Source organism: Devosia sp. Root105 (assembly GCF_001424865.1).
Lineage (GTDB): Bacteria > Pseudomonadota > Alphaproteobacteria > Rhizobiales > Devosiaceae > Devosia_A.
Genome location: NZ_LMCR01000001.1, coordinates 689,241 through 708,147 on the forward strand (window position 1 = coordinate 689,241; position 18,907 = coordinate 708,147).

Below are 18,907 nucleotides of genomic sequence, written 5' to 3' on the forward strand. Positions count from 1 at the left end.
TTGAGACCTTGGTCGTTTCTTTGGGTTCGTTACTTGAGCCCGGTGTGGGACAGGCCCTTGATGATGAAGCGCTGGGCGAAGACGTAGACGGCGATGATCGGCAGCGTGGCGATTACTGCGCCGGCCATCAGCACGTTCCAGTCGGTGGTCCAGCGGCCCTGCAGGGCGCTGAGGCCCAGCGGCAGGGTCATCATGGATTGGTCGGTGGTGATGATCAGCGGCCACAAAAAGCTGTTCCAGCTGGCCATGAAGGCGAACACCGCGAGGGTGGCGAGCGCCGGGCGCGCCAGGTGGATGGCGATGGTGAAGAAGATCCGGATATAGCCGGCGCCATCGATGAAAGCGGCTTCCTCGATCTCCTTGGGCAGCCGCAGGAAGAACTGCCGGAGCAGGAACGTGCCGAAGGCGCCGAAGCTCGAGGGCAGGATCAGCGCCTGGTAGGAATTGGTCCAGCCGAGCCAGTTCATGATGATGAAGAGCGGGGTGAGGGTCACCTGCTGCGGGATCATCAGCGTCGCGAGATAGGCGTAGAACAGCACGGTGCGGCCGCGGAATTCGATGCGCGCGAAGGCGTAGCCCGACATGGCGCAGAACAGCACCATCAGCACGGTCGAGGTGACCGAGACGAAGATCGAGTTGAAGAGGAACTGGCCGACCGGGGCGCTGTCGAACACTTTTGCGTAGTTGTCTGATGTCGCCGGGTCGGGCAGCCAGTTAGGCGGGGTGACGAAGGTGGCGCCGGCGGTCTTCAGCGAGGTGGAGACCATCCAGGCGAAGGGCAGCAGCATGATCACCGCGCCGGCGATGAGGATGGCGTAGGTGGCGACGTCGGGGAGGGTCACGCCTCGGCGCTTCCTCTCGAGCACGGAGTCATTCCCGCGAAAGCGGGAACCTCCGTTTGCGGTGTCTGCCGCACGCTCAGCCAACAGAGGTTCCCGCTTCCGCGGGAATGACCCGGTGGGTGTGGTGAGATCAGTCGTCACCGTGGGGTTCGCCGGCTCAGCCATCGGACCGATCCAGCTTCTTCTGCAACAGGTTCTGCGCGATGGTCACCGCGAAGATCAGGGCGAACAGCACCCAGGAGATGGCGGAGGCGTAGCCCATCTTGTAGTAGCTGAAGGCGTTCTTGTAGATCAGCTCGACCATCACCGAGGTGGCGCCGGCCGGGCCGCCCTGGGTCATGATCCAGACCTGGTCGAACACCTGGAACGACGAGATCAGCGAGATGGTGGTGACGAAGAACGTGGTCGGCGCCAGCATCGGGAAGGTGATCGACCAGAACCGCTGCCAGGGCGTCGCGCCATCGAGCGCGGCGGCTTCGTAGAGCGGCTCGGGAATATCCTGCAGGCCGGCCAGATAGATCACCGTGACGAAGCCGATATCCTTCCACACCGAGGTGAGGATGACGCCGGTCATTGCCCAGGCCGGGTCGAACAGCCAGCCCGGCCCTTTGATGCCGACGGCGCCGAGCGCGAAATTGACCAGCCCGTATTGCGGGTTGAGCAGCCACTTCCAGATCAGCGACACGGCAACCCAGGAGGTCACCACCGGCACGAAGTAAATGGCGCGGAAGACGACGCGGCCACGGATGCGGCGGTTGAGCAGCAAGGCGAGCCCGAGCGCGATGATCACCACCGAGGGCAGGTAGCCGAGGATGAAGGTGAGGGTGTTGCGCAGCGCCCCGAGCACGGCCGGGTCGGCGAGCGCGGTGACGTAGTTGTCGATGCCGACCCAGCTGATCTCGCCGATCAGGTCCCATTCGGAAAAGCTGAGCACCAGCGAGGACAGTACCGGCGCCATCAGGAACACCACCATGCCGGCAAGGCTGGGTAGCAGCAGCACGGCCAGCGCGAGATACTTCGAGCGATCGGCGGCAGGGCTCATCTCGCCCCTCGCTGGCTGACGCTGTCACGCTCGACGATGACGACATCGACAAAACTGTCGCGCGGGGCGTCGGTCTTGTTGAGGATGGCGCTGATCAGCCGGCCGGCGAGTTGGCCCTTGCCGAGGATCGATTGATCGACGGTGGTGAGCGCCGGGTAGACCATGCGCGAGATCGAGAGGTTATCGAAACCCATCACCGAATAGTCCTCGGGGATGCGCTTGCCGAGCCGATGCAGGCCGGCGAGGAGGCCGGCCGCGATCAGGTCGGCGGTGCAGAAGGCGGCGGTGGTGTCGCGGAGCGCCACCAGCCCTGCAGCGGCCTCGGCGCCCCAGTCGAAGGTGACTGAGCCGGAGAGGATGCGGGCCGGATCAAAGCCGATGCCGGCTTCGGCCAATGCCCGCTTGTAGCCGTCGACGCGGTGCTCGATGACGCCGTCGGTGCGGATCACACCGGTCACCAGCGCCACCCCCGAGTGGCCCTTGCCGATCAGGTACTTGGTGGCGCGGTAGGCAGCGGCCTCGTCGTCGACGCCGAGGCGGTAGAAGCTGGGGTCGTCGATATAGCTGTCGATCAACAGGGTCGGCAGGGCGAGTTCGCGCAGCCGCTCGTAGAGCGCTTCACGATAGACGCCGAGCACGATCAGCGCGTCCATGTTCCAGTGCGAGAGGGTGTCGAGCTGGGCGTTGCTCTCGCCCACTCCCGACAGCATCATGTAATAGCCGTTGGCGCGCAGAGCGCTTTCGATGCCGGAGATCATCTCGGCATAAAACGGGTTGTCGAGCAGCAGCTGGTTCTGGTTTTCGGTGAACGGGATGATCACCCCAACCATGCGCGAGGCGTTGGAGACGAGGCTGCGGGCGCTCATGTTGGGGCGGTAGCCCAGCGTCTTCACCGCCGCCATGATGCGCTCGATGGTCTCCTCCGAGGCCTTAGCGCGGCGGCCGTTGATGACGTTGGAAACGGTCATCGGCGAGACGTTCGCGGCGAGCGCAATGTCCTTGATCGTGGCCCGTGCCAAGTCGCAGATCCTCCTCTGAGAGCCGGGTGCAGCTCATCGGTTTTGCGTTAAACCGGCCGGCCCGTGGTTCCGCGCGACGATTCTTGCTTCGATCGATCTGCGTGGGAGCGGCGTAGTTTTACGTTAAACCGACGTAGTGATATGCCCCGATCGTTTGCCTGTCAACCGCACGCCGGTGGTCACGACCGCAGAGCGGGGCGATCACGCTCGCCGGGCCAGCATGTCAGGGGGTTCGGCGCCGACTTGTTGGCTGTCAGCCAATTGTCAGCTTCCCGTCAGCATCGCGTGGCTAAGACTGGCGATCGAGGGTGAAACCAATCTGTGTCAAATCACGTTTCTCATCTCGCGGCGGTCTCACGCCATTTTGATTGGCGGGCCGCAAGGTCCGGCAATAACTCAGCAATTCGAAGCCAATGGCTTGGGGTACCTCACATGAACAGACGGCGCATCCTGATTGTCGACGACGATGCCGACCTGCGTAAGACTTTGATCGATCAGCTGACGCATTATCGCGAGTTCGATCTGGTGGAGGCGGAATCGGCGTCGGATGCGCTGGGCAAGGTCCGCGGCGCCCATGTCGACCTGATGCTGCTCGATGTCGGGCTGCCCGATATGGACGGCCGCGAGGCGGTGAAGATCCTCAGGCGCGAGGGTTTTAAGAGCCCGATCATCATGCTGACCGCGCAGGACAGCGATTCCGACGAGATCCTCGGGCTCGAGTCGGGCGCCAATGACTATGTGACCAAGCCGTTCCGCTTCTCGGTGCTCCTGGCGCGCATCCGCGCCTCGCTGCGCCAGCACGACCAGAGCGAGGACGTGGTGTTCACCATCGGGCCCTACAGCTTCCAGCCGGCGGCCAAGCTGCTCGAGGCGCCTGACGGGGCCAAGGTGCGGCTGACCGACAAGGAAACCTCGATCCTCAAGTATCTCTACCGGCAGGGTCCCAAGACCATCACCCGCGAGATCCTGCTCAAGGAAGTGTGGGGCTACAATAACCGGGTCACCACGCATACGCTGGAAACGCACATCTATCGGCTGCGCCAGAAGATCGAGCGGGACCCATCCAATGCGCGCCTCCTGGTAACGGAAGACGGCGGCTATCGGCTGGTGCCGTAAGGCGTCGAGGCTGCGCGCCAGCCAGTGCATAACTTTTGCCGCGTGGGCCGACGCGGCAAAAGGGATTCCTGACAGCGGCAAGAAATGCTCTATATCGAGGGCCGCGGCACAACCGGGCGCTGAAGCGCCGGGTATGTTGCCGGCGGTCCGGGAATAGGGCGGGATGCAACTCGACGACGCGGCGACGATACTGGGACGTGCGGATTTCTTCGAAATCTGCGACGCCGAGCAGCGGCGATTGCTCGCGTTCGCCTCGGAACGGAAGAAGTTCCGCCCCGGCAGCGTCATCTATGCCTCCGGCGACCAGCCGGAAGGCGCGCATGTGCTGGTCTCGGGCACGGTGTCGAGCACGCAGGATGGCGCCGAGAACAACCCCTACCTGATCCATGATGTCGGTGCGGTACTCGGCGCCATGGCGCTGGTGATCCCCAAGCCGCGGCCGGTGACGATCAAGGCGGTGGATGCGGTGGAGACGCTGTTCGTGCCGCGCACGGCGTTCATGAAGCTGGCGAACCAGTATCCGGACCTGGCCGGCCGGGCCGCCGACCGGATCCGGCGGGAACTGACCAGCTATCTCGGCGCGATCGAAGGCTCCCGCGAGCGCTTCGGCAAGGGGTAGGTGGACAGGCTTGGGCCACCTGCCTCACCCACGGTGTCACCCGGCGAGGCCCATGGGCGCTATGTTCGTGCCCACCCACCACCGAGTTTAGGGGCGCTGCCTCGTGGCAAACTCGCCATGGTCGGTGCCCCGAGCACACAACCGGTGGCTGTTCCACGTGAATCAGTCGGGAATCACCGCGTCGACTTCGATTTCGACCACCCAGTCGGGATCGACGAAGGCGGTGACCTGCATCAGCGTGGTCACCGGACGGATGGTGGCAAAGGCCTCGGCGTGGGCGCGGGCAGCGTCTTTCCACAGCGCGATATCGGTGAGGATGATGCGGGTCCTGGTGACATGCTCTAGGCTGGAGCCGGCATCGGTCAGTGCCTTGGCGATGATCTCGAGGCAGCGCCTGGTCTGGCCGTAGACGTCGCCGATGGCGGCGGTGCCGCCTTCGGGCTTGATCGGAGCGGTGCCGCCGACGGCCACAATGTTGCCGACGCGCACAGCGCGGGAAAAGCCGATCACCGGTTCGAGGTAGGAGCCGGAGCTGACGAGTTTTCGCGACATGGTGGGTTTCCTCTGCTCAGGCTTCACGCGAAGCGGGCGATCACCGGGACGTGGTCGGAGGGTTTGTCGCTCCAGCCGCGCGCCGGCTTGATGATCTCGGCGCCGGCCGTGTGGGCGGCGACGTCGGCGGTGGTCCAGATGTGGTCGAGGCGGCGGCCCTTGTTGGCGGCCTGCCAATCCTTGGCGCGGTAGCTCCACCAGGAATAGAGCTTCTCCTCGGCCGGGAAGTACTTGCGCACCACGTCGACCCAGCCGTGACCGCCGCTCAGCAGTGCGTTGAGCGCTTCGGTCTCGATCGGCGTGTGGCTGACGACGTCGAGCAGTTGCTTGTGGCTCCACACGTCGTGTTCCAGCGGGGCGATGTTGAAGTCGCCGCAGATCAGCTGGCGCTGCTTGAAGTGGTCCTCGCCGAACCAGCTCTTGAGCTCCGAGAGGAAGCCGAGCTTGTGCTTGAACTTGGGGTTGAGTTCGGGATCGGCGAGATCGCCGCCGGCTGGGATGTAGAAATTGTGGACGGTGAGCGGGCCGAACTCAGAGCCCTGGCCGAAATCGACCAGCGCCGAGACGTGACGGCTTTCCTCGATCTCGCAGAAGACGCGCGAGGAAATGTCGGTCAGCGGGTGCTTCGAGACGATGGCGACACCGTGATAGCCCTTCTGGCCATGTACGGCATGGTGCGGGTAGCCGGCTGTGGTGAACTCGTTGCGCGGGAACTGGTCGTTGAGGCATTTGATCTCCTGCAGGCACAGCACGTCGGGGTCGTACTGGCGCAGGAAATCGAGGACGATCGGCAGCCGCAGGCGGACCGAATTGATGTTCCAGGTGGCAAAGCTCGTCGGCATGAAAAAGGCGCCTCAGGAATGGGAGGCGCCTCTTATGCAGAGCGGGGCAGGGGGCGTAAAGCCGGAAACGCCGCGTGATTGCTCAGGCGTCGGGAGGGGCCGCCTTCGAGCGGAAGGTCGGGTCGATATAGAAGTAGGATTTCGGAATGGCGACGTCCTTTTCGACATCATAAAGCGAAAAGGTCAGCTCGGCGCCCGACGGTTCGGTGAGCGTCCACTGCTTCATGTCGAGGCTCTCGGTGTCGAACACCAGTGCGACCCGCACGACGCCTTTGGGGGTATCGTCCTGCAGGGTGATCGAGAAATAGTCGTCGGATTGGGCGACGGCGACGATGTTGGCCTTGAACAGGTCGATCTGCGAATCAAGGAACTGGCGCAGCGGCACCTTGTCCTGCGGATAGGCGTACTGGGTCTTCTCCTTGCGATCGACGACGTAGAAGCCGCGGCCGACCGACACGATCTGCTCGTAGGAGGGGGGATTGTAGCGGAACAGGATCTTGCCCGGCCGCTCGAGGAAGAAGGTGCCCTCGATGCGCTGCCCGCGGGTATCGATCTGCAGAAAGCGGCCGACCATGGTCTTGATCAGCGAGTTGTGCTCGTTGATCCGGGTGATCAGGTCGCGTTCAGCGTCGGTCAGCGTCCGAGCTTCCTGCGCCAGGGCGGGGAAGGCGGCGAGCAGGGCGGCGAAGGCGAGAAAGCTGCGGCGGATCATCTTGATGACGTTCCCTTTGTGGTCTGGAGCCGATCACCGTTTCGTCGAAACGCTGACCGCCTCCAAGTCTTTGATTTGTGGAGCATGCCTCTAGACAGCAATTGCGGCAACAGCGGGAAGGTTCCGGATCACGGCTCCTTGTTGCCCCCTTGGCGATCCTTTTTGCCGCGGGCGATCTCGGTGGCGAGCGAGGCGAGCTTGTGAGTCCAGAAGCCACGGAAGCGGTCGAGCCAGTCGTCGATGTCGCGCAGCGGCGCGGCATCGAGGCTGTAGACGCGGCGGGTGCCTTCGGGACGTACGGTGGCGAAGCCGGATTCGCGCAGCACTTTCAAATGCTGGCTGACCCCAGCCTGGCTGATGCCGAACTCGGCGCCAATGACCTCGACCACCTCGCCCGAGGCATGCTCGCGTTCGGCGAGCAGCTCGAGGATGCGGCGGCGGACCGGGTCGCCGAGAACGTCGAACGCGTGCATCACATCTCCGGGGGCGGGGCCTCGCCGGTGTAGAACTGCCGCGTCGCCTCGGCTGCCGTCAATGCCTGCTCGCGGTTCTCACCGGCGGTGATCGCCGCGGTGCCCCAGCCGTCGCTGGCGCTGCGTATGAACGCCTTGGCTTCGGGCAGGAGGTGCCAGCCTTCCACCGCTTCCTGCGGCAGGTTGGCGGTGGGCTCGGCCAGGTGACGGGCGAGGCCCATGAAGCCGAGGTCCCAGCCGACCCCGACGGCGCCGGGCCCGAACCTGTCCCAGTGCGGATCGATGAAGGCGACGTGCTCGAGTTCGAGCCGGGCGCCGTCGGCGGCGGGCGCGAGCGTGATGGTGATCCAGCTGATGGCGCCGGCGAATTCCCAGGTGGCGGCGATCCGGCGCTGCGGTTCGCATTCGGTGATGGTGCCGCCGGCATTGTTCTCGACCTGGAAGCGGCCGCCGAGCTTCAGCTCGCCGCTGACCGGCGAGAACCAGCGGCGCAGCCGGTCGGGGTTGCTGACGGCATCCCAGAGGTCGGCGACGTCGGTGTCGTAGACGCAGGTGGCGACCACCGCCTTGGCGGGTTTGCCGTCGCGCTCGAGGTTGCGCACCGAGCGGGACATGGCGTTGACGTGGGCGGTAAGATCGAAAGGCATCGTCGCGTCCTCCAGTATCAGGTGACGCTTATATAAGGTGCAACTAATATTATGTCTAGGGGGGCGAGGCGGCCGACCCGCGCGCAGCGATCGTGCCCCACCCACCGGGTGTCATCCCTGCGAAAGCAGGGACCCATCTATCCACCTTCGCGGGCTGTGAGTTGGGTCCCTGCTTTCGCAGGGATGACACCGAGCTTAGGGCGTTGCCTGGCGGCGGAGAGGGGCCTCGAACAGAGGCCCCGCTCAATACCCGTCGGAATTGTTGCCGACGAGGATTTCGCGTTTGCCGGCGTGGTTGGGGGCGGAGATGACGCCTTCCTTTTCCATGCGTTCGATCAGGGTGGCGGCCTTGTTGTAGCCCACCGCCAGGCGGCGCTGGATGTAGGAGGTCGAGACCTTCTTGTCGGTCAGCACGACGTTGACGGCCTTGTCGTAGAGCTCGTCACCCGAGCCGCCATACTCGTCACCGTCACCACCCGACGCGCCGCCTTCATCCATCTCGTCCTCATCGGCGACGATGGCATCGAGATAATCCGGGGCGCCCTGCGACTTCAAGTGGTTGACCACTGCCTCGACTTCGCTGTCGGCGACGAACGGGCCATGCAGGCGCCGGATGCGGCCGCCGCCGGCCATGTAGAGCATGTCGCCGTTGCCGAGCAGCTGCTCGGCGCCCTGCTCGCCCAGGATGGTGCGGCTGTCGATCTTCGAGGTCACCATGAACGAGATACGGGTGGGGAAGTTGGCCTTGATGGTGCCGGTGATGACGTCGACCGACGGGCGCTGCGTGGCAGTGATGACATGGATGCCGGCGGCGCGGGCCATCTGTGCGAGGCGCTGCACCGAGCCTTCGATTTCCTTGCCGGCGACCATCATCAGGTCGGCCATTTCGTCGATGATGATGACGATGAACGGCAGCGGCTCGAGGTTGAACTCTTCGCTCTCGAAGATCGCCTCGCCGGTTTCACGGTCAAAGCCGGTCTGCACGGTGCGGGTGATCACCTCGCCCTTGGCCTTCGATTCGCCAACCCGCTGGTTGAAGCCATCGATGTTGCGCACACCGATCTTGCTCATCTTGCGGTAGCGGTCTTCCATTTCGCGCACCGCCCACTTGAGGGCGACCACGGCCTTGGAGGGATCCGTCACCACCGGGGTGAGGAGGTGCGGGATACCGTCATAGATACTGAGTTCCAGCATCTTGGGGTCGATCATGATCAGGCGGCACTGCTCCGGGGTCATCTGGTAGAGCAGGCTGAGAATGAAGGTGTTGATCCCCACCGACTTGCCCGAGCCGGTGGTGCCGGCGATCAGCAGATGCGGCATGCGGGCGAGGTCGGCGATGATCGGCTCGCCGCCGATGGTCTTGCCCAGGCAGATCGGCAGCTTGCCCTTCATCTTCTCGAAATCGGACGAAGCCAGCATTTCGCGCAGGTAGACGGTCTCGCGCACCTCGTTGGGCAGCTCGATACCGATGGCGTTGCGGCCGGGGACCACGGCGACGCGCACCGAGATGGCGCTCATCGAGCGGGCGATATCGTCGGCCAGCGAGATGACGCGCGACGACTTGATGCCGGGAGCGGGCTCGAGCTCATAGAGGGTGACGACCGGGCCGGGGCGGACATTGATGATGTCGCCTTTGACGCCGAAATCGGCGAGCACGGATTCAAGCTTCCTCGCCATCGCCTCGAGCCGCTCGGGCGCATGCTCGGGGCTGGCGCCCTTATGCTTGGGCGGCGTGAGGAGGTTCAGCTCGGGCAGCTCGAAGCCATGCGGCTCGTCGAGGAACGAGCCCTGGGCTTCGCGGGCGGCGCGCATGCCGGGCTGCGGCCGGGGGGCCGGCGCGGCGACGCGTGGTGACACCACCGGCGCTGCCTGGTGGGCAGCCGGGACGTGCGGCATGGGAGCCGGGCTGCGCGAGGCGGCCATCGGGCCGCGCAGCGGGGTCTGCATCTCCCAGCGCGGCATGTCGGCTTCTTCATCCGGCTCGGGCGGATAGTCGTCGAACGGCGGCTCGTCATGCGCGGCAACGATCGAGCGGCGCTCGACGGTGAGGGCAGGCTCGGCGCGACCGGCAGGGGCCGACGGCGCATGGCCATGGAGGCTCGGCTCGACGGCCTCGCCGCGCCAGGCTTCGGCTTCCGCCTCGGCGGCGCGGCGCTGGGCGATGCCAGCGCGGGCCCGGCGGACGGCGGTGCGGGCCGAGAAGCCCAGATGCACGGCGTAGCCGAGGATCACGTCAAAGATCGAATCGCGCTCGGGCTCGTCGTCATCGACAGGCGCAGCGGCGGCAGCGCCCCTCGTGCCGGCCGGCTTGGCCTTGCCTTTGCCCTTGGGCAGCTCGGGCAGGGTGACCCTACCGAGGCCCATGCCGATCCAGAACAGCGCCAGGGTCGGGGCCGCGATGATGATGGCGAAGAGGATCGCGGTCACCGGCTGCGGCGTGGCGCCGGTGGCGAGAACGGCGAGGTTGGTAAAACTCTGGCCGACGAGGCCGCCGAGCCCGGTGGGCAGCGGCCAGCTCTCCGGCGCGGCAATAAAGGCAAACAGACCGCAGCTCAGGACGCTCGCGGCGACCCAGGCGAGGAGGCGCAGGCCCATGCGCGAGGGGACGCGGTGGCGAATCAAGCCCCAACCCCAGAGCGCAGGCGGCACCAGCAGGGTGAGAATGCCGAGGCCGAAGACCTGGAACGCCATGTCGGCAATGACGGCGCCCGGGAAGCCGAGCCAGTTCCTCGCGGGTTCACCCGAGGCGTAGGAAAGGCTCGGATCATCCACCTGCCAGGTGGCGAGGGACAGCAGCACGATCGCCACCAGCCCCAGGATGATGGCCCCCATCAGGCGGACGGGGATGCGGATCGCTATGGCGGGGGCGGTCTCTCGACGGGCGTCTTCGAGCAGGTGCTGTGCCGGCATCGTCTGGTACACTCTACAAACGGAACGCTGAACCGGCGGCAGACGGCGCGCCGATCGAAGGCTGATCCTAGGCGGTTAGGGTTAACCCGGAACTAACTGGATGGGGGTGGTGCGAGGGCTGACGGCGCGCGGTTTGGCGCTGAGGCTCCGGTCGCCATTCGCCCTCTCGGGTTAGTGGCCGGATCTAACCTCAAGCGGTGGGGGACGCATCTATCAAAGACAGAAAAGGTCCGAAGGGGCCCTCCCCGTTTTCGGGGGCGTTCGGAGAGGGCCGTCGGTTTGGCGGACCAGCCGCGGCCGGTGGCTGAGGAGGTTTCAGCTACCGGCCGCGCTTGGGGGGTCCGCCGCACGGGGACAGATACACCTTAGGGCAGGCGTCGTTTGGCCTGCGTGATGTCAACGTGAGCATCACCGGTTAGTCGAAAGTTGCATCGATCCAACGTCGCCGGAAGGGTCGATCAAGTCTCTTGCAAATGACTGACCAGTCAGTTAGTAGTGTACTGACCGGACAGTCAGTAAGGCTACACGACCGATGAACACCAGTGATCAAGAGCGCGGACCGAAGTTCCGCCGGCGTGCCGAGGCGCGGCCGGACGAGGTGCTGGATGCGGCGCTGGAGCTGTTCATCGAGAAGGGCTTCGCCTCGACCCGGGTCGAGGACATCGCCAAGCGCGCCGGGCTGAGCAAGGGCACGGTTTATCTCTACTTTCCATCCAAGGAAGCGCTGCTCGAAGGGCTGGTGCGGCGGGCCATCCTGCCGATCGCCGATTCGGCGCTGATGACGCTGCATGATTACGAGGGCGATCCGCGCGTCGTGCTCAGCATGGTGCTGACCATGCTGGCCGGACGGTTCGGCGACCCCAAGGTGATGGCGATGCCCAAGCTGATCTTCCGCGAGGCGATGGGCTTTCCGGGCCTTGCCGAAATGTACCGGCGCGAGGTGCTGGACCGGGTGCTGCCGGCGGTCGAAGGGCTGCTGCGGCGCGGCATCGAGCAGGGCTACCTGCGGCAGGTCGACCCCAGCCTCACCATCCGCTCGATCATCGGACCGCTGATGCTGCACGTGGCGATGGCCGAGATCTTCGGCATCACGCCGGAAGGCGGGCTGCACATGGAGAAGCTGGTCGAGAACCACCTCACCATCCTGTTCGACGGGCTGAGCGCTCCGCCGAGCGCCAAGCAATGGTCAACGAGCTGAGCGAGGAAGCGATGAACGCGGTGTGGACGACCTATATCGAAGCCTATCCGGTGCCGGCCCGTCGGCATTGGGCCCAGGTGCTGCTGCTCGGCGACGGCCTGGTGCTCGGGGCGACCGGGCTGGTGCAGGCAGGGTTCGATCTTGCCGGATACTTCTTCAATCTGGGCCCCCTGGCGGCAGCGCTCCACGGCAACCCCGACGCCCTCGCCTATTTCGAGGCGCACGCGCTGGCAGTGCTGGCGGCGGTGCTGCTGATCGCCAACCACCGGACCGCTGGGGCGGGTTGGAACTGGGCGGCCGCGGCCATTCACCTGCTGCTGGGCGGCGCCAACCTGCTGTTCTGGCCAACCTTCGTTGCCTACGACCTGGTGCCGATGGGGATCGTCGCAACATCAGGACATGCGCTGCTTCTTGGGCTCGAACTGGTAGCAGCCGGGGCCCGCTCGGCGCCGGACAAGCGGAGACGATGATGGACGGTTTTCTGGCCTGGTTGTTCGGCCTCATTGCACTGGTGATCCCCGGGTTCGGCGCAACCGAAGCGCCGGGCTATAACGGCTACGTCGAAGCGCGCTACGTCTATGCCTCGTCGAGCACCGCCGGACCGATCGAGACGATTTCGGTGCGCGAGGGCGATGTGGTGCTGGAAGGCGACCTGCTGTTCCGGCTGCGCTCGGAGCAGCAGATCGCGCTGCTCTCGGCCGCCGAGGCGCGGGTCGCAGCGGCCGACGCCGGGCTGAAAAACCTCACCACCGGCAGCCGCGCCGACGAGCTCGATGTCATCCAGGCGAGCCTGCAAAAGGCGCAAGCCGACATGAATCTCGCCAAGGACAGCGCCACGCGCAGCGAAAAGCTGTTCAAGGAAGGCCTGGTGCCGCAATCGAAGCTCGACCAGGACCGGGCGAGCCTCGCCAGCGCCGAAGCGGCGGTGCGCCAGCTCGAGGCGCAGCTGAAGGTGGCCGAGCTGCCGGCGCGCAGCGAGCAGCAGGTGCAGGCGGAAGCCAACCTGGCGGCAGCGCATGCCGATGCCGAAAAGGCCAATGCCGATCTCGCCGACCGCACCATCACCGCGCCGGCAGCGGGGCGGATCGAGCGGGTGTTCTTCGATGCCGGTGAGATCGTCGCGGCGGGGACACCGGTGATCTCGATCCTGCCGGAGGGGGCGCTGAAGGTGAAGTTCTACGTGCCGGAGAAGGCGCGGGCCGGGTTGGCGCTGGGCGACCAGCTGGCGGTGAGTTGCGACGGCTGCCCTGATGGGCTGACCGCGAAGGTCAGCTACTTTGCCTCGGACCCGCAATTCACCCCGCCGGTGATCTATTCGCGCGATGAGCGGCAGCGGCTGAGCTACCTGGTCGAAGCAACGCTGGAGGGCGCGAGCCTCCATCCGGGGCAGCCGGTGACGGTGGAGCGGCGGCCATGAGCGAGCCGCTGGTCATCGATGTGCATGGGCTGACCAAGAATTTCGGGCCGAAGCGGGTGGTCGACCATTTCGACATCCAGGTGCCGAAGGGCGCGATCTACGGCTTTCTCGGACCCAACGGCTCAGGCAAGACCACCACCATTCGCATGCTCTGCGGGCTGCTGACGCCGGATGAGGGTGAGGGGACCTGCCTCGGTTTCGATGTGCGGAAACAAGCCGAGCAGATCAAGGAGCAGGTCGGCTACATGACGCAGAAGTTCTCGTACTACGAGGACCTCTCGATCCGCGAGAACCTCGACTTCGTGGCGCGCATGTACCGGCTCGACCGACGGAAACAACGGGTCGACCAGGCGCTGGCCGATCTCGGGCTCGCCGACCGGCAGAAGCAATTGGCCGGCTCACTGTCGGGCGGCTGGAAGCAGCGGCTGGCGCTGGCGGCGTGCCTGCTGCATGAGCCCAAACTGCTGCTGCTCGATGAACCCACCGCCGGCGTCGACCCCAAGGCACGGCGCGACTTCTGGGACGAGATCCGCCGGCTTTCCGCCATGGGCGTCACCGTGCTGGTCTCGACCCACTACATGGACGAGGCGGTGCAGTGCGATTTCATCACCTATATCGCCTACGGCAAGAAGCTGATCGACGGGCCCTCGGGCAAGATTCCCGAAATGGTGGGGCTCGAGACGTGGCGGGTGGAAGGGCCCGACCTGGCCAAACTCGAGGACCGGCTGCTCAAGGAGCCCGGCGTGGTGCAGGTGGCGCGGTTCGGCACGGTGCTGCATGTCTCGGGGACCGACAAGGCGGCGCTGGAGGCGACGGTCGAGCGCTTGAAGGCCGAGGGTACGCATCGCTGGAGCCTGCAGGTGGCGGGTCTCGAGGAGGCGTTCATCCACCTGATGACCGGGGCGCGGGACAATTTCGCCGGCGACAGCGGCGATGCCGGCAAGCCGGGACAGGTCGCGGCATGAACCTCGGCTTCTCGCTCAAGCGCTTCGGCGCCGTGCTCTACAAGGAATTCATCCAGATGCGGCGCGACCGCATCACCTTCGGCATGATGATCGGGTTGCCGATCATCCAGCTGTTCCTGTTCGGCTTTGCCATCAACGCCGACCCGCGCAACCTGCCGACGCTGGTGGAGATGGGCGATAATGGGCCGTTGAGCCGGGCGGTGATCGCGGGGATGCAGAATTCGTCCTACTTCGCCTTCAAAGGCGCGGTCTCCGGGATCGGCGAGGGCGAAGAGGCGCTGCGCCGGGGTGAAGCCAACTTCGTCGTGGTGATCCCCGAGGATTTTGAGCGCGACGTGGTGCGCGGCAACAAGCCGGAGATTCTGGTGGCAGCCGACGCGTCGGACCCCTCGGCGACCGGCGGGGCAGTGGCGGCGCTGTCGGGGATCGTCAACGTGGCGATCGGCGAGACGCTGACCGGACCCCTGGCGCAGCAGGCGGGGTCGGCGCCGTTCTCGATGGTGGTGCACCGGGAGTATAACCCGGAAGGCAAGACCTCGACCAATATCGTGCCGGGGCTGCTGGCCATCATCCTGTCGATGACCATGGTGATGATCACCGCGGTGGCGATCGTCAAGGAGACCGAGCGCGGCACCATGGAGATGCTGATCGCGACGCCGGTGAAGCCGCTCGAGGTGATGCTGGGCAAGATCCTGCCCTATGTGTTCGTCGGTTATGTGCAGACCGCGGTGTTCCTTGCCGCGGCCAGCCTCGTCTTCGGGGTGCCGTTCGAGGGCAGCGTCTGGGCGTTCTTCCTCGGCTTCAACCTGTTCATCGTGGTGAACCTGGCGCTGGGCTTTTTGATCTCGACGGCGGCCAAGAGCCAGATGCAGGCGATGCAGCTGAGCTTTTTCACCATCCTGCCCTCGATCCTCCTCTCCGGTTTCATGTTCCCGTTCGCCGGCATGCCGGGCTGGGCGCAGTTCATCGGCCAGGCCGTGCCGGCGACGCATTTCCTGCGGGTGGTGCGCAAGGTCATGCTGAAGGGCGGCGAGGTGGCGGATGTGACCGGCGAGCTCTGGGCGCTGGTGGCGATCCTGGTGGTGATCTCGGGGATCGCCATGCTGAGATATCGCCAGACGCTGGACTAGCCGCCCGGCGCCAGGTTGCTTATCTCCGTGGCAGTCAGATGGAGTGATGCGATGAAAGCCGTGGTGTTCGAGGAATTCGGCAGCCCCCGTAAAGTGCTGAAGCTCGAGGAGCGGCCGCTGCCGGAACCCGGGCCGGGGCAGGTGCGGGTAAAGCTCATCCTGTCGCCGATCCACAACCACGACCTGATGATCGTCACCGGGCACTATGGCTACAAGCCGCCGCTGCCGCATGTGCCGGGCACCGAGGCGCTGGGGGTGGTCGACAAGCTGGGCGAAGGCGTAACCAACCTCAAGCTGGGGCAACGGGTCACCGGCGGCGCTAGCGCGGCCTGGGCGGAATACTATCTCGCCGGCGCGCAATCGCTGGTGCCGCTGCCGGACGGGATCGACGATGCGACGGCGTGCCAGCTGGTGTCGATGCCGCTGAGCGCCTGGCGGCTGCTGGGCGAGCTGCAGGTCGAGGCGGGCGAGTGGATCGTGCAGAACGCGGCCAACGGCGCGGTGGGCAAGATCATCGCCAAGCTGGCAGCAGAACGCGGCGTCAAGGTGCTCAATATCGTGCGGCGCGAGGCAGCGGTAGCTGAACTGGCCGCCGAGGGGATCGGCGATGCGGTCTCGAGCGAGCATGAGGACTGGCAGGATCGGGCCAGGGCGATCACCGGCGGCGCGCCGATCCGGCGGGCGCTGGATTCGGTAGCGGGCCGGGCTTCGGACGAGCTGCTGGATCTCGTCGCCGAAGAAGGCTGGCTGATCTCGTTCGGGGCGCTGAGCGGCCGGCCGATGCAGATCAATGCCGATAACCTCTTGTTCAAGCGGGCGGTGGTGAAGGGGTTCTGGGCCGCCAAGCCCTCGAGCTTCCATACGCCCGAGCAGATCCGCGGCGCTATCGTCGAGTTCGTCGGCAAGGCAGCGCGCGGTGAGCTAAAGCTGCCGATCGCCGAGGTGTTTCCGCTCGAGCAGGCAGCGGAAGCCGCCCAGGCCAGCAACGAGAAGGGCCGGCAGGGAAAGATCGCCATTCGCGGCAGCTGAAGCGCCCAGCTAGCCGGTCGGGTCAGACGGAGCGCCTGCCGGCGATGGGCTGTCGGTGACGCCGAGGCCGCTTTCGATGGCGAGGACATCCGCGTCGGAGACCTCGCCGATGGTGCGGAAGTCGATGAACATCTGCTCAAAACCGCCCGGCGTCACCATGGCGAACAGCTCGCCCGGTTCGGTGCCGATATTGACCCATTGATGCGGGATATGCGGTGGCAGGACGATGACCGAGCCAGGCCCGGCGGTCCAGCTGTCGGTGCCGCACCAGAAGCGGAAGCTGCCTGAGATGACGAAGAACAGTTCGGTCTCACGGCTATGGGTGTGCCAGCTCGGACCGGTTCCCGGCGCGATCACCGCGGTCCATGCGCCCATCCGGCCGGCCGTCTCGGCGGAGCGGACCTGCACCCGCACGTCGTCGCCGCGGGCCGTCTTGCCGTTCGGTGGGGTGGTCGGGAACGAGACGATGGCGCGCGGGAACGGCGCCATAGAAGGCTCGCTGCCCAGCGTGAAGCCGAGCGCTGCCGTGTCTTCGTTGGCGATGCCGAGGCGGTGTTCGATGCGGGCGATGTCGGACTGCGTGCCCGGCTTTTCTGCTGCGATCGCAAGAAACAGTTGTTCGCAGCCGCCGGGCGTGACGATCCCGAGCATGCGGCCGGTTTGCTCGCCGATGTTCCACCATTTGTGCGGGACATGCGGCGGCAAGGCGACGACGGTGCCGGTGGGGGCATCGAATTCGTCGCTGCCGCAGATGAAGTGGTAGCTGCTCTCCAGGACCAGGAAGAGCTCGACTTCGCGGGTGTGCATGTGGCCGGCGGGCCCGCGACCCGGCGGGGTAATGGTGTCCCAGACGCCGAGGCTGCCGTCGGTGTCACCCGCTGAAGCATGTATCACCACCGGCGCGCCGAACGGCGTCTGCCCGTAACGCTGGCTGCCGGGAATCGAAACGACTGCACGATCGAATACCGGCATGATGCGCCCTCCTGCCGGACCGGGACGCTAGCACGGAGGTAGAAGTCCGAGAAGCGACGGAGGCTAGGCGGTGAGCCCGAGCATCTGGTCCTGGCGCTGGCGCAGGGCGTAGAGCCGGGTGGTCTGGTCGGGCAGCGCGTTGGCGGTGGTGAGGAGCTGGCCCTTCTTCACCGGGGCAGTGACCTTGCCGCCTTCGAGCAGGCCGACCGGCACGGCATGCTGGCGGCGGGCGTCTTCGACGGTCAGAATGAAGCTGCGGTAGCAGGTTTCGCCGATGGCATCGAAGCTCTCGCCCACCGCCAGATCGCGCTTGGCGACGGCGCACACTTCGGCGACCGGATTGGGCATCGGCACCATGTCGGGCTTGCCGTAGAGCATGATGCGGGCCGCGGTCAGCGGCACTTCCAGCGAGGTCAGGTGGTAGGGGCGGAAGAAGGCATAGTAGGGGCCCTTCCCGACATGCAGATCGTCCATGCGCTCGATGATGCGCGGGTGCTCAGCCTCGACGATGACGAACACGCCCGGCGCCACGCCCTTGCCGATGGTGAAATCGACGACGCCCTTCTTGTCGAGAATGCCGCCATCCGCCTTGGGGATCAGCACCTTGACCATCTCGTCGCGGTCGGCCTTCGGCCCATGCATGCCCGGCACATCGGGGACCAGCCCGGTGGCATTGGCGATGCAGGCCATCTCGACCATGGTCTTACTGCCATCGACGAACTCGACCAGCATGCGCGGGTTCATGTTCCGGCGGAGCGCTTCCTCGCGATAGTCGTCGGGAACCGCGTCGTGATTGAGCGGGTTGTTCTTGCCCTTGCCGGCCGAGACGATCCGATAGCCGAGCGCCGAGGCGAACTCGATCAGCTCCATGCAGCTAGAGGGCTCGTCGCCCGCGCCGACTGAATAGATGACGCCGAGGCGATCGGCCTCGTGCTTCAGGTAGGGGCCGATGGTGACGTCGGCTTCGACGTTCATCATCACGAGGTGCTTGCCGTGCTCCATCGCGGTCAGACAATAGTCCGCCGCGACGCCGGGTTTGCCGGTGGCATCGATCACCACGTCGATCAGCGGGTTTTTGACCAGCGTTTCGGCCGAGGTGACGGCCATCTTGCCGGCCTCGATGGCGGCGGTGACCTTGCTCTCGGTATCGGCTTCCACGGCATGCGTGTCGTCGCCATAGGCAATGGCCATGGCGGCGCGGGCAGTGTGCGGGCGGCGGGTGGCGATGGCCGCCACTTCGATGCCGCGCATCAGCCCGCCCTGGGTCACCAGGTCCGTGCCCATCTCGCCCGAACCGATGACGCCGATACGGATCGGCCTGCCGGAATCGGCCCGCGCCTTGAGGTCGCGCGCGATGCCGGTCAGATGCACATTGGTGAGCGGGGTCGGGGGGTTGATGGCCTTCATGCGCGGTGCTCTACC

19 protein-coding genes are annotated in these 18,907 nt (G+C 65.7%); 8 read left to right on the forward strand and 11 right to left on the reverse strand.

Translation table 11 applies throughout. From position 1 onward, the window contains the following. Positions 1 to 29 precede the first annotated feature (29 nt). The 3 genes from ASC68_RS03195 to ASC68_RS03205 all read right to left on the reverse strand — a co-directional run bounded on the left by ASC68_RS03195 (position 30) and on the right by ASC68_RS03205 (position 2,903). Positions 30 to 842, reverse strand: coding sequence for a carbohydrate ABC transporter permease (locus ASC68_RS03195; protein ID WP_197421027.1), 813 nt, complete (start codon positions 840 to 842; stop codon positions 30 to 32). Between the two features lie 157 nt (positions 843 to 999). Beyond that, positions 1,000 to 1,884: a sugar ABC transporter permease gene (locus ASC68_RS03200; RefSeq protein WP_055874634.1), complete on the reverse strand. Its 885-nt coding sequence runs from the start codon at positions 1,882 to 1,884 to the stop codon at positions 1,000 to 1,002. Then, on the reverse strand, positions 1,881 to 2,903 hold the full coding sequence (locus tag ASC68_RS03205; protein ID WP_055874637.1) for a LacI family DNA-binding transcriptional regulator: 1,023 nt from the start codon (positions 2,901 to 2,903) through the stop codon (positions 1,881 to 1,883). The genes ASC68_RS03200 and ASC68_RS03205 overlap by 4 nt, the downstream gene beginning before the upstream one ends. A 432-nt stretch (positions 2,904 to 3,335) precedes the next feature. On the opposite strand from ASC68_RS03205, the gene ASC68_RS03210 reads away from it, so the two are divergent. Next, complete coding sequence (locus ASC68_RS03210) at positions 3,336 to 4,019, forward strand: response regulator transcription factor (protein ID WP_055047030.1); 684 nt, start codon at positions 3,336 to 3,338, stop codon at positions 4,017 to 4,019. 163 nt (positions 4,020 to 4,182) lie between these two features. Continuing rightward, on the forward strand, positions 4,183 to 4,638 hold the full coding sequence (locus ASC68_RS03215; RefSeq protein WP_055874641.1) for a cyclic nucleotide-binding domain-containing protein: 456 nt from the start codon (positions 4,183 to 4,185) through the stop codon (positions 4,636 to 4,638). Between the two features lie 162 nt (positions 4,639 to 4,800). Here ASC68_RS03215 and ASC68_RS03220 read toward each other — a convergent pair whose 3' ends face one another. The 6 genes from ASC68_RS03220 to ASC68_RS03245 form a co-directional block, all read right to left on the reverse strand. Further along, complete coding sequence (locus ASC68_RS03220) at positions 4,801 to 5,190, reverse strand: RidA family protein (RefSeq protein ID WP_055874644.1); 390 nt, start codon at positions 5,188 to 5,190, stop codon at positions 4,801 to 4,803. Between the two features lie 23 nt (positions 5,191 to 5,213). Then, the gene (gene xth, locus ASC68_RS03225) at positions 5,214 to 6,032 is read right to left on the reverse strand and encodes an exodeoxyribonuclease III (RefSeq protein ID WP_055874647.1); all 819 of its coding nucleotides are present in this window, start codon (positions 6,030 to 6,032) and stop codon (positions 5,214 to 5,216) included. 82 nt (positions 6,033 to 6,114) lie between these two features. After that, positions 6,115 to 6,744, reverse strand: coding sequence for an outer-membrane lipoprotein carrier protein LolA (locus ASC68_RS03230; protein WP_055874649.1), 630 nt, complete (start codon positions 6,742 to 6,744; stop codon positions 6,115 to 6,117). A 128-nt stretch (positions 6,745 to 6,872) separates the two neighbouring features. After that, positions 6,873 to 7,217 (reverse strand): metalloregulator ArsR/SmtB family transcription factor, encoded by a 345-nt coding sequence (locus ASC68_RS03235; protein WP_055874653.1) that lies wholly within the window; start codon positions 7,215 to 7,217, stop codon positions 6,873 to 6,875. Then, positions 7,217 to 7,864: an SRPBCC family protein gene (locus ASC68_RS03240; RefSeq protein ID WP_055874656.1), complete on the reverse strand. Its 648-nt coding sequence runs from the start codon at positions 7,862 to 7,864 to the stop codon at positions 7,217 to 7,219. The genes ASC68_RS03235 and ASC68_RS03240 overlap by 1 nt, the downstream gene beginning before the upstream one ends. A 243-nt stretch (positions 7,865 to 8,107) precedes the next feature. Further along, complete coding sequence (locus ASC68_RS03245) at positions 8,108 to 10,696, reverse strand: DNA translocase FtsK (RefSeq protein WP_055875956.1); 2,589 nt, start codon at positions 10,694 to 10,696, stop codon at positions 8,108 to 8,110. 610 nt (positions 10,697 to 11,306) lie between these two features. Here ASC68_RS03245 and ASC68_RS03250 point away from each other — a divergent pair. From ASC68_RS03250 to ASC68_RS03275, 6 genes are read left to right on the forward strand one after another with little or no spacing between them, the layout of a single operon-like run. Continuing rightward, complete coding sequence (locus tag ASC68_RS03250; RefSeq protein ID WP_055874658.1) at positions 11,307 to 11,972, forward strand: TetR/AcrR family transcriptional regulator; 666 nt, start codon at positions 11,307 to 11,309, stop codon at positions 11,970 to 11,972. Next, complete coding sequence (locus ASC68_RS03255) at positions 11,957 to 12,442, forward strand: hypothetical protein (RefSeq protein WP_055874661.1); 486 nt, start codon at positions 11,957 to 11,959, stop codon at positions 12,440 to 12,442. The genes ASC68_RS03250 and ASC68_RS03255 overlap by 16 nt, the downstream gene beginning before the upstream one ends. Next, positions 12,442 to 13,389: an HlyD family efflux transporter periplasmic adaptor subunit gene (locus ASC68_RS03260; RefSeq protein WP_055874664.1), complete on the forward strand. Its 948-nt coding sequence runs from the start codon at positions 12,442 to 12,444 to the stop codon at positions 13,387 to 13,389. The genes ASC68_RS03255 and ASC68_RS03260 overlap by 1 nt, the downstream gene beginning before the upstream one ends. After that, positions 13,386 to 14,354, forward strand: a complete 969-nt coding sequence (locus tag ASC68_RS03265; RefSeq protein WP_055874667.1) for an ABC transporter ATP-binding protein — start codon at positions 13,386 to 13,388, stop codon at positions 14,352 to 14,354. Before ASC68_RS03260 ends, ASC68_RS03265 begins: the two co-directional genes overlap by 4 nt. Next, positions 14,351 to 15,484, forward strand: a complete 1,134-nt coding sequence (locus ASC68_RS03270; protein WP_055874670.1) for an ABC transporter permease — start codon at positions 14,351 to 14,353, stop codon at positions 15,482 to 15,484. The genes ASC68_RS03265 and ASC68_RS03270 overlap by 4 nt, the downstream gene beginning before the upstream one ends. Positions 15,485 to 15,535: 51 nt before the next feature. Further along, on the forward strand, positions 15,536 to 16,513 hold the full coding sequence (locus tag ASC68_RS03275; RefSeq protein ID WP_055874672.1) for a zinc-binding dehydrogenase: 978 nt from the start codon (positions 15,536 to 15,538) through the stop codon (positions 16,511 to 16,513). A gap of 9 nt (positions 16,514 to 16,522) precedes the next feature. Here ASC68_RS03275 and ASC68_RS29100 read toward each other — a convergent pair whose 3' ends face one another. Together ASC68_RS29100 and ASC68_RS03290 are read right to left on the reverse strand one after the other, a co-directional pair. Continuing rightward, positions 16,523 to 17,485 (reverse strand): cupin domain-containing protein, encoded by a 963-nt coding sequence (locus ASC68_RS29100; protein WP_248310483.1) that lies wholly within the window; start codon positions 17,483 to 17,485, stop codon positions 16,523 to 16,525. A gap of 63 nt (positions 17,486 to 17,548) precedes the next feature. After that, the gene (locus ASC68_RS03290; protein ID WP_055874675.1) at positions 17,549 to 18,892 is read right to left on the reverse strand and encodes an NAD(P)H-dependent oxidoreductase; all 1,344 of its coding nucleotides are present in this window, start codon (positions 18,890 to 18,892) and stop codon (positions 17,549 to 17,551) included. Positions 18,893 to 18,907 lie beyond the last annotated feature (15 nt).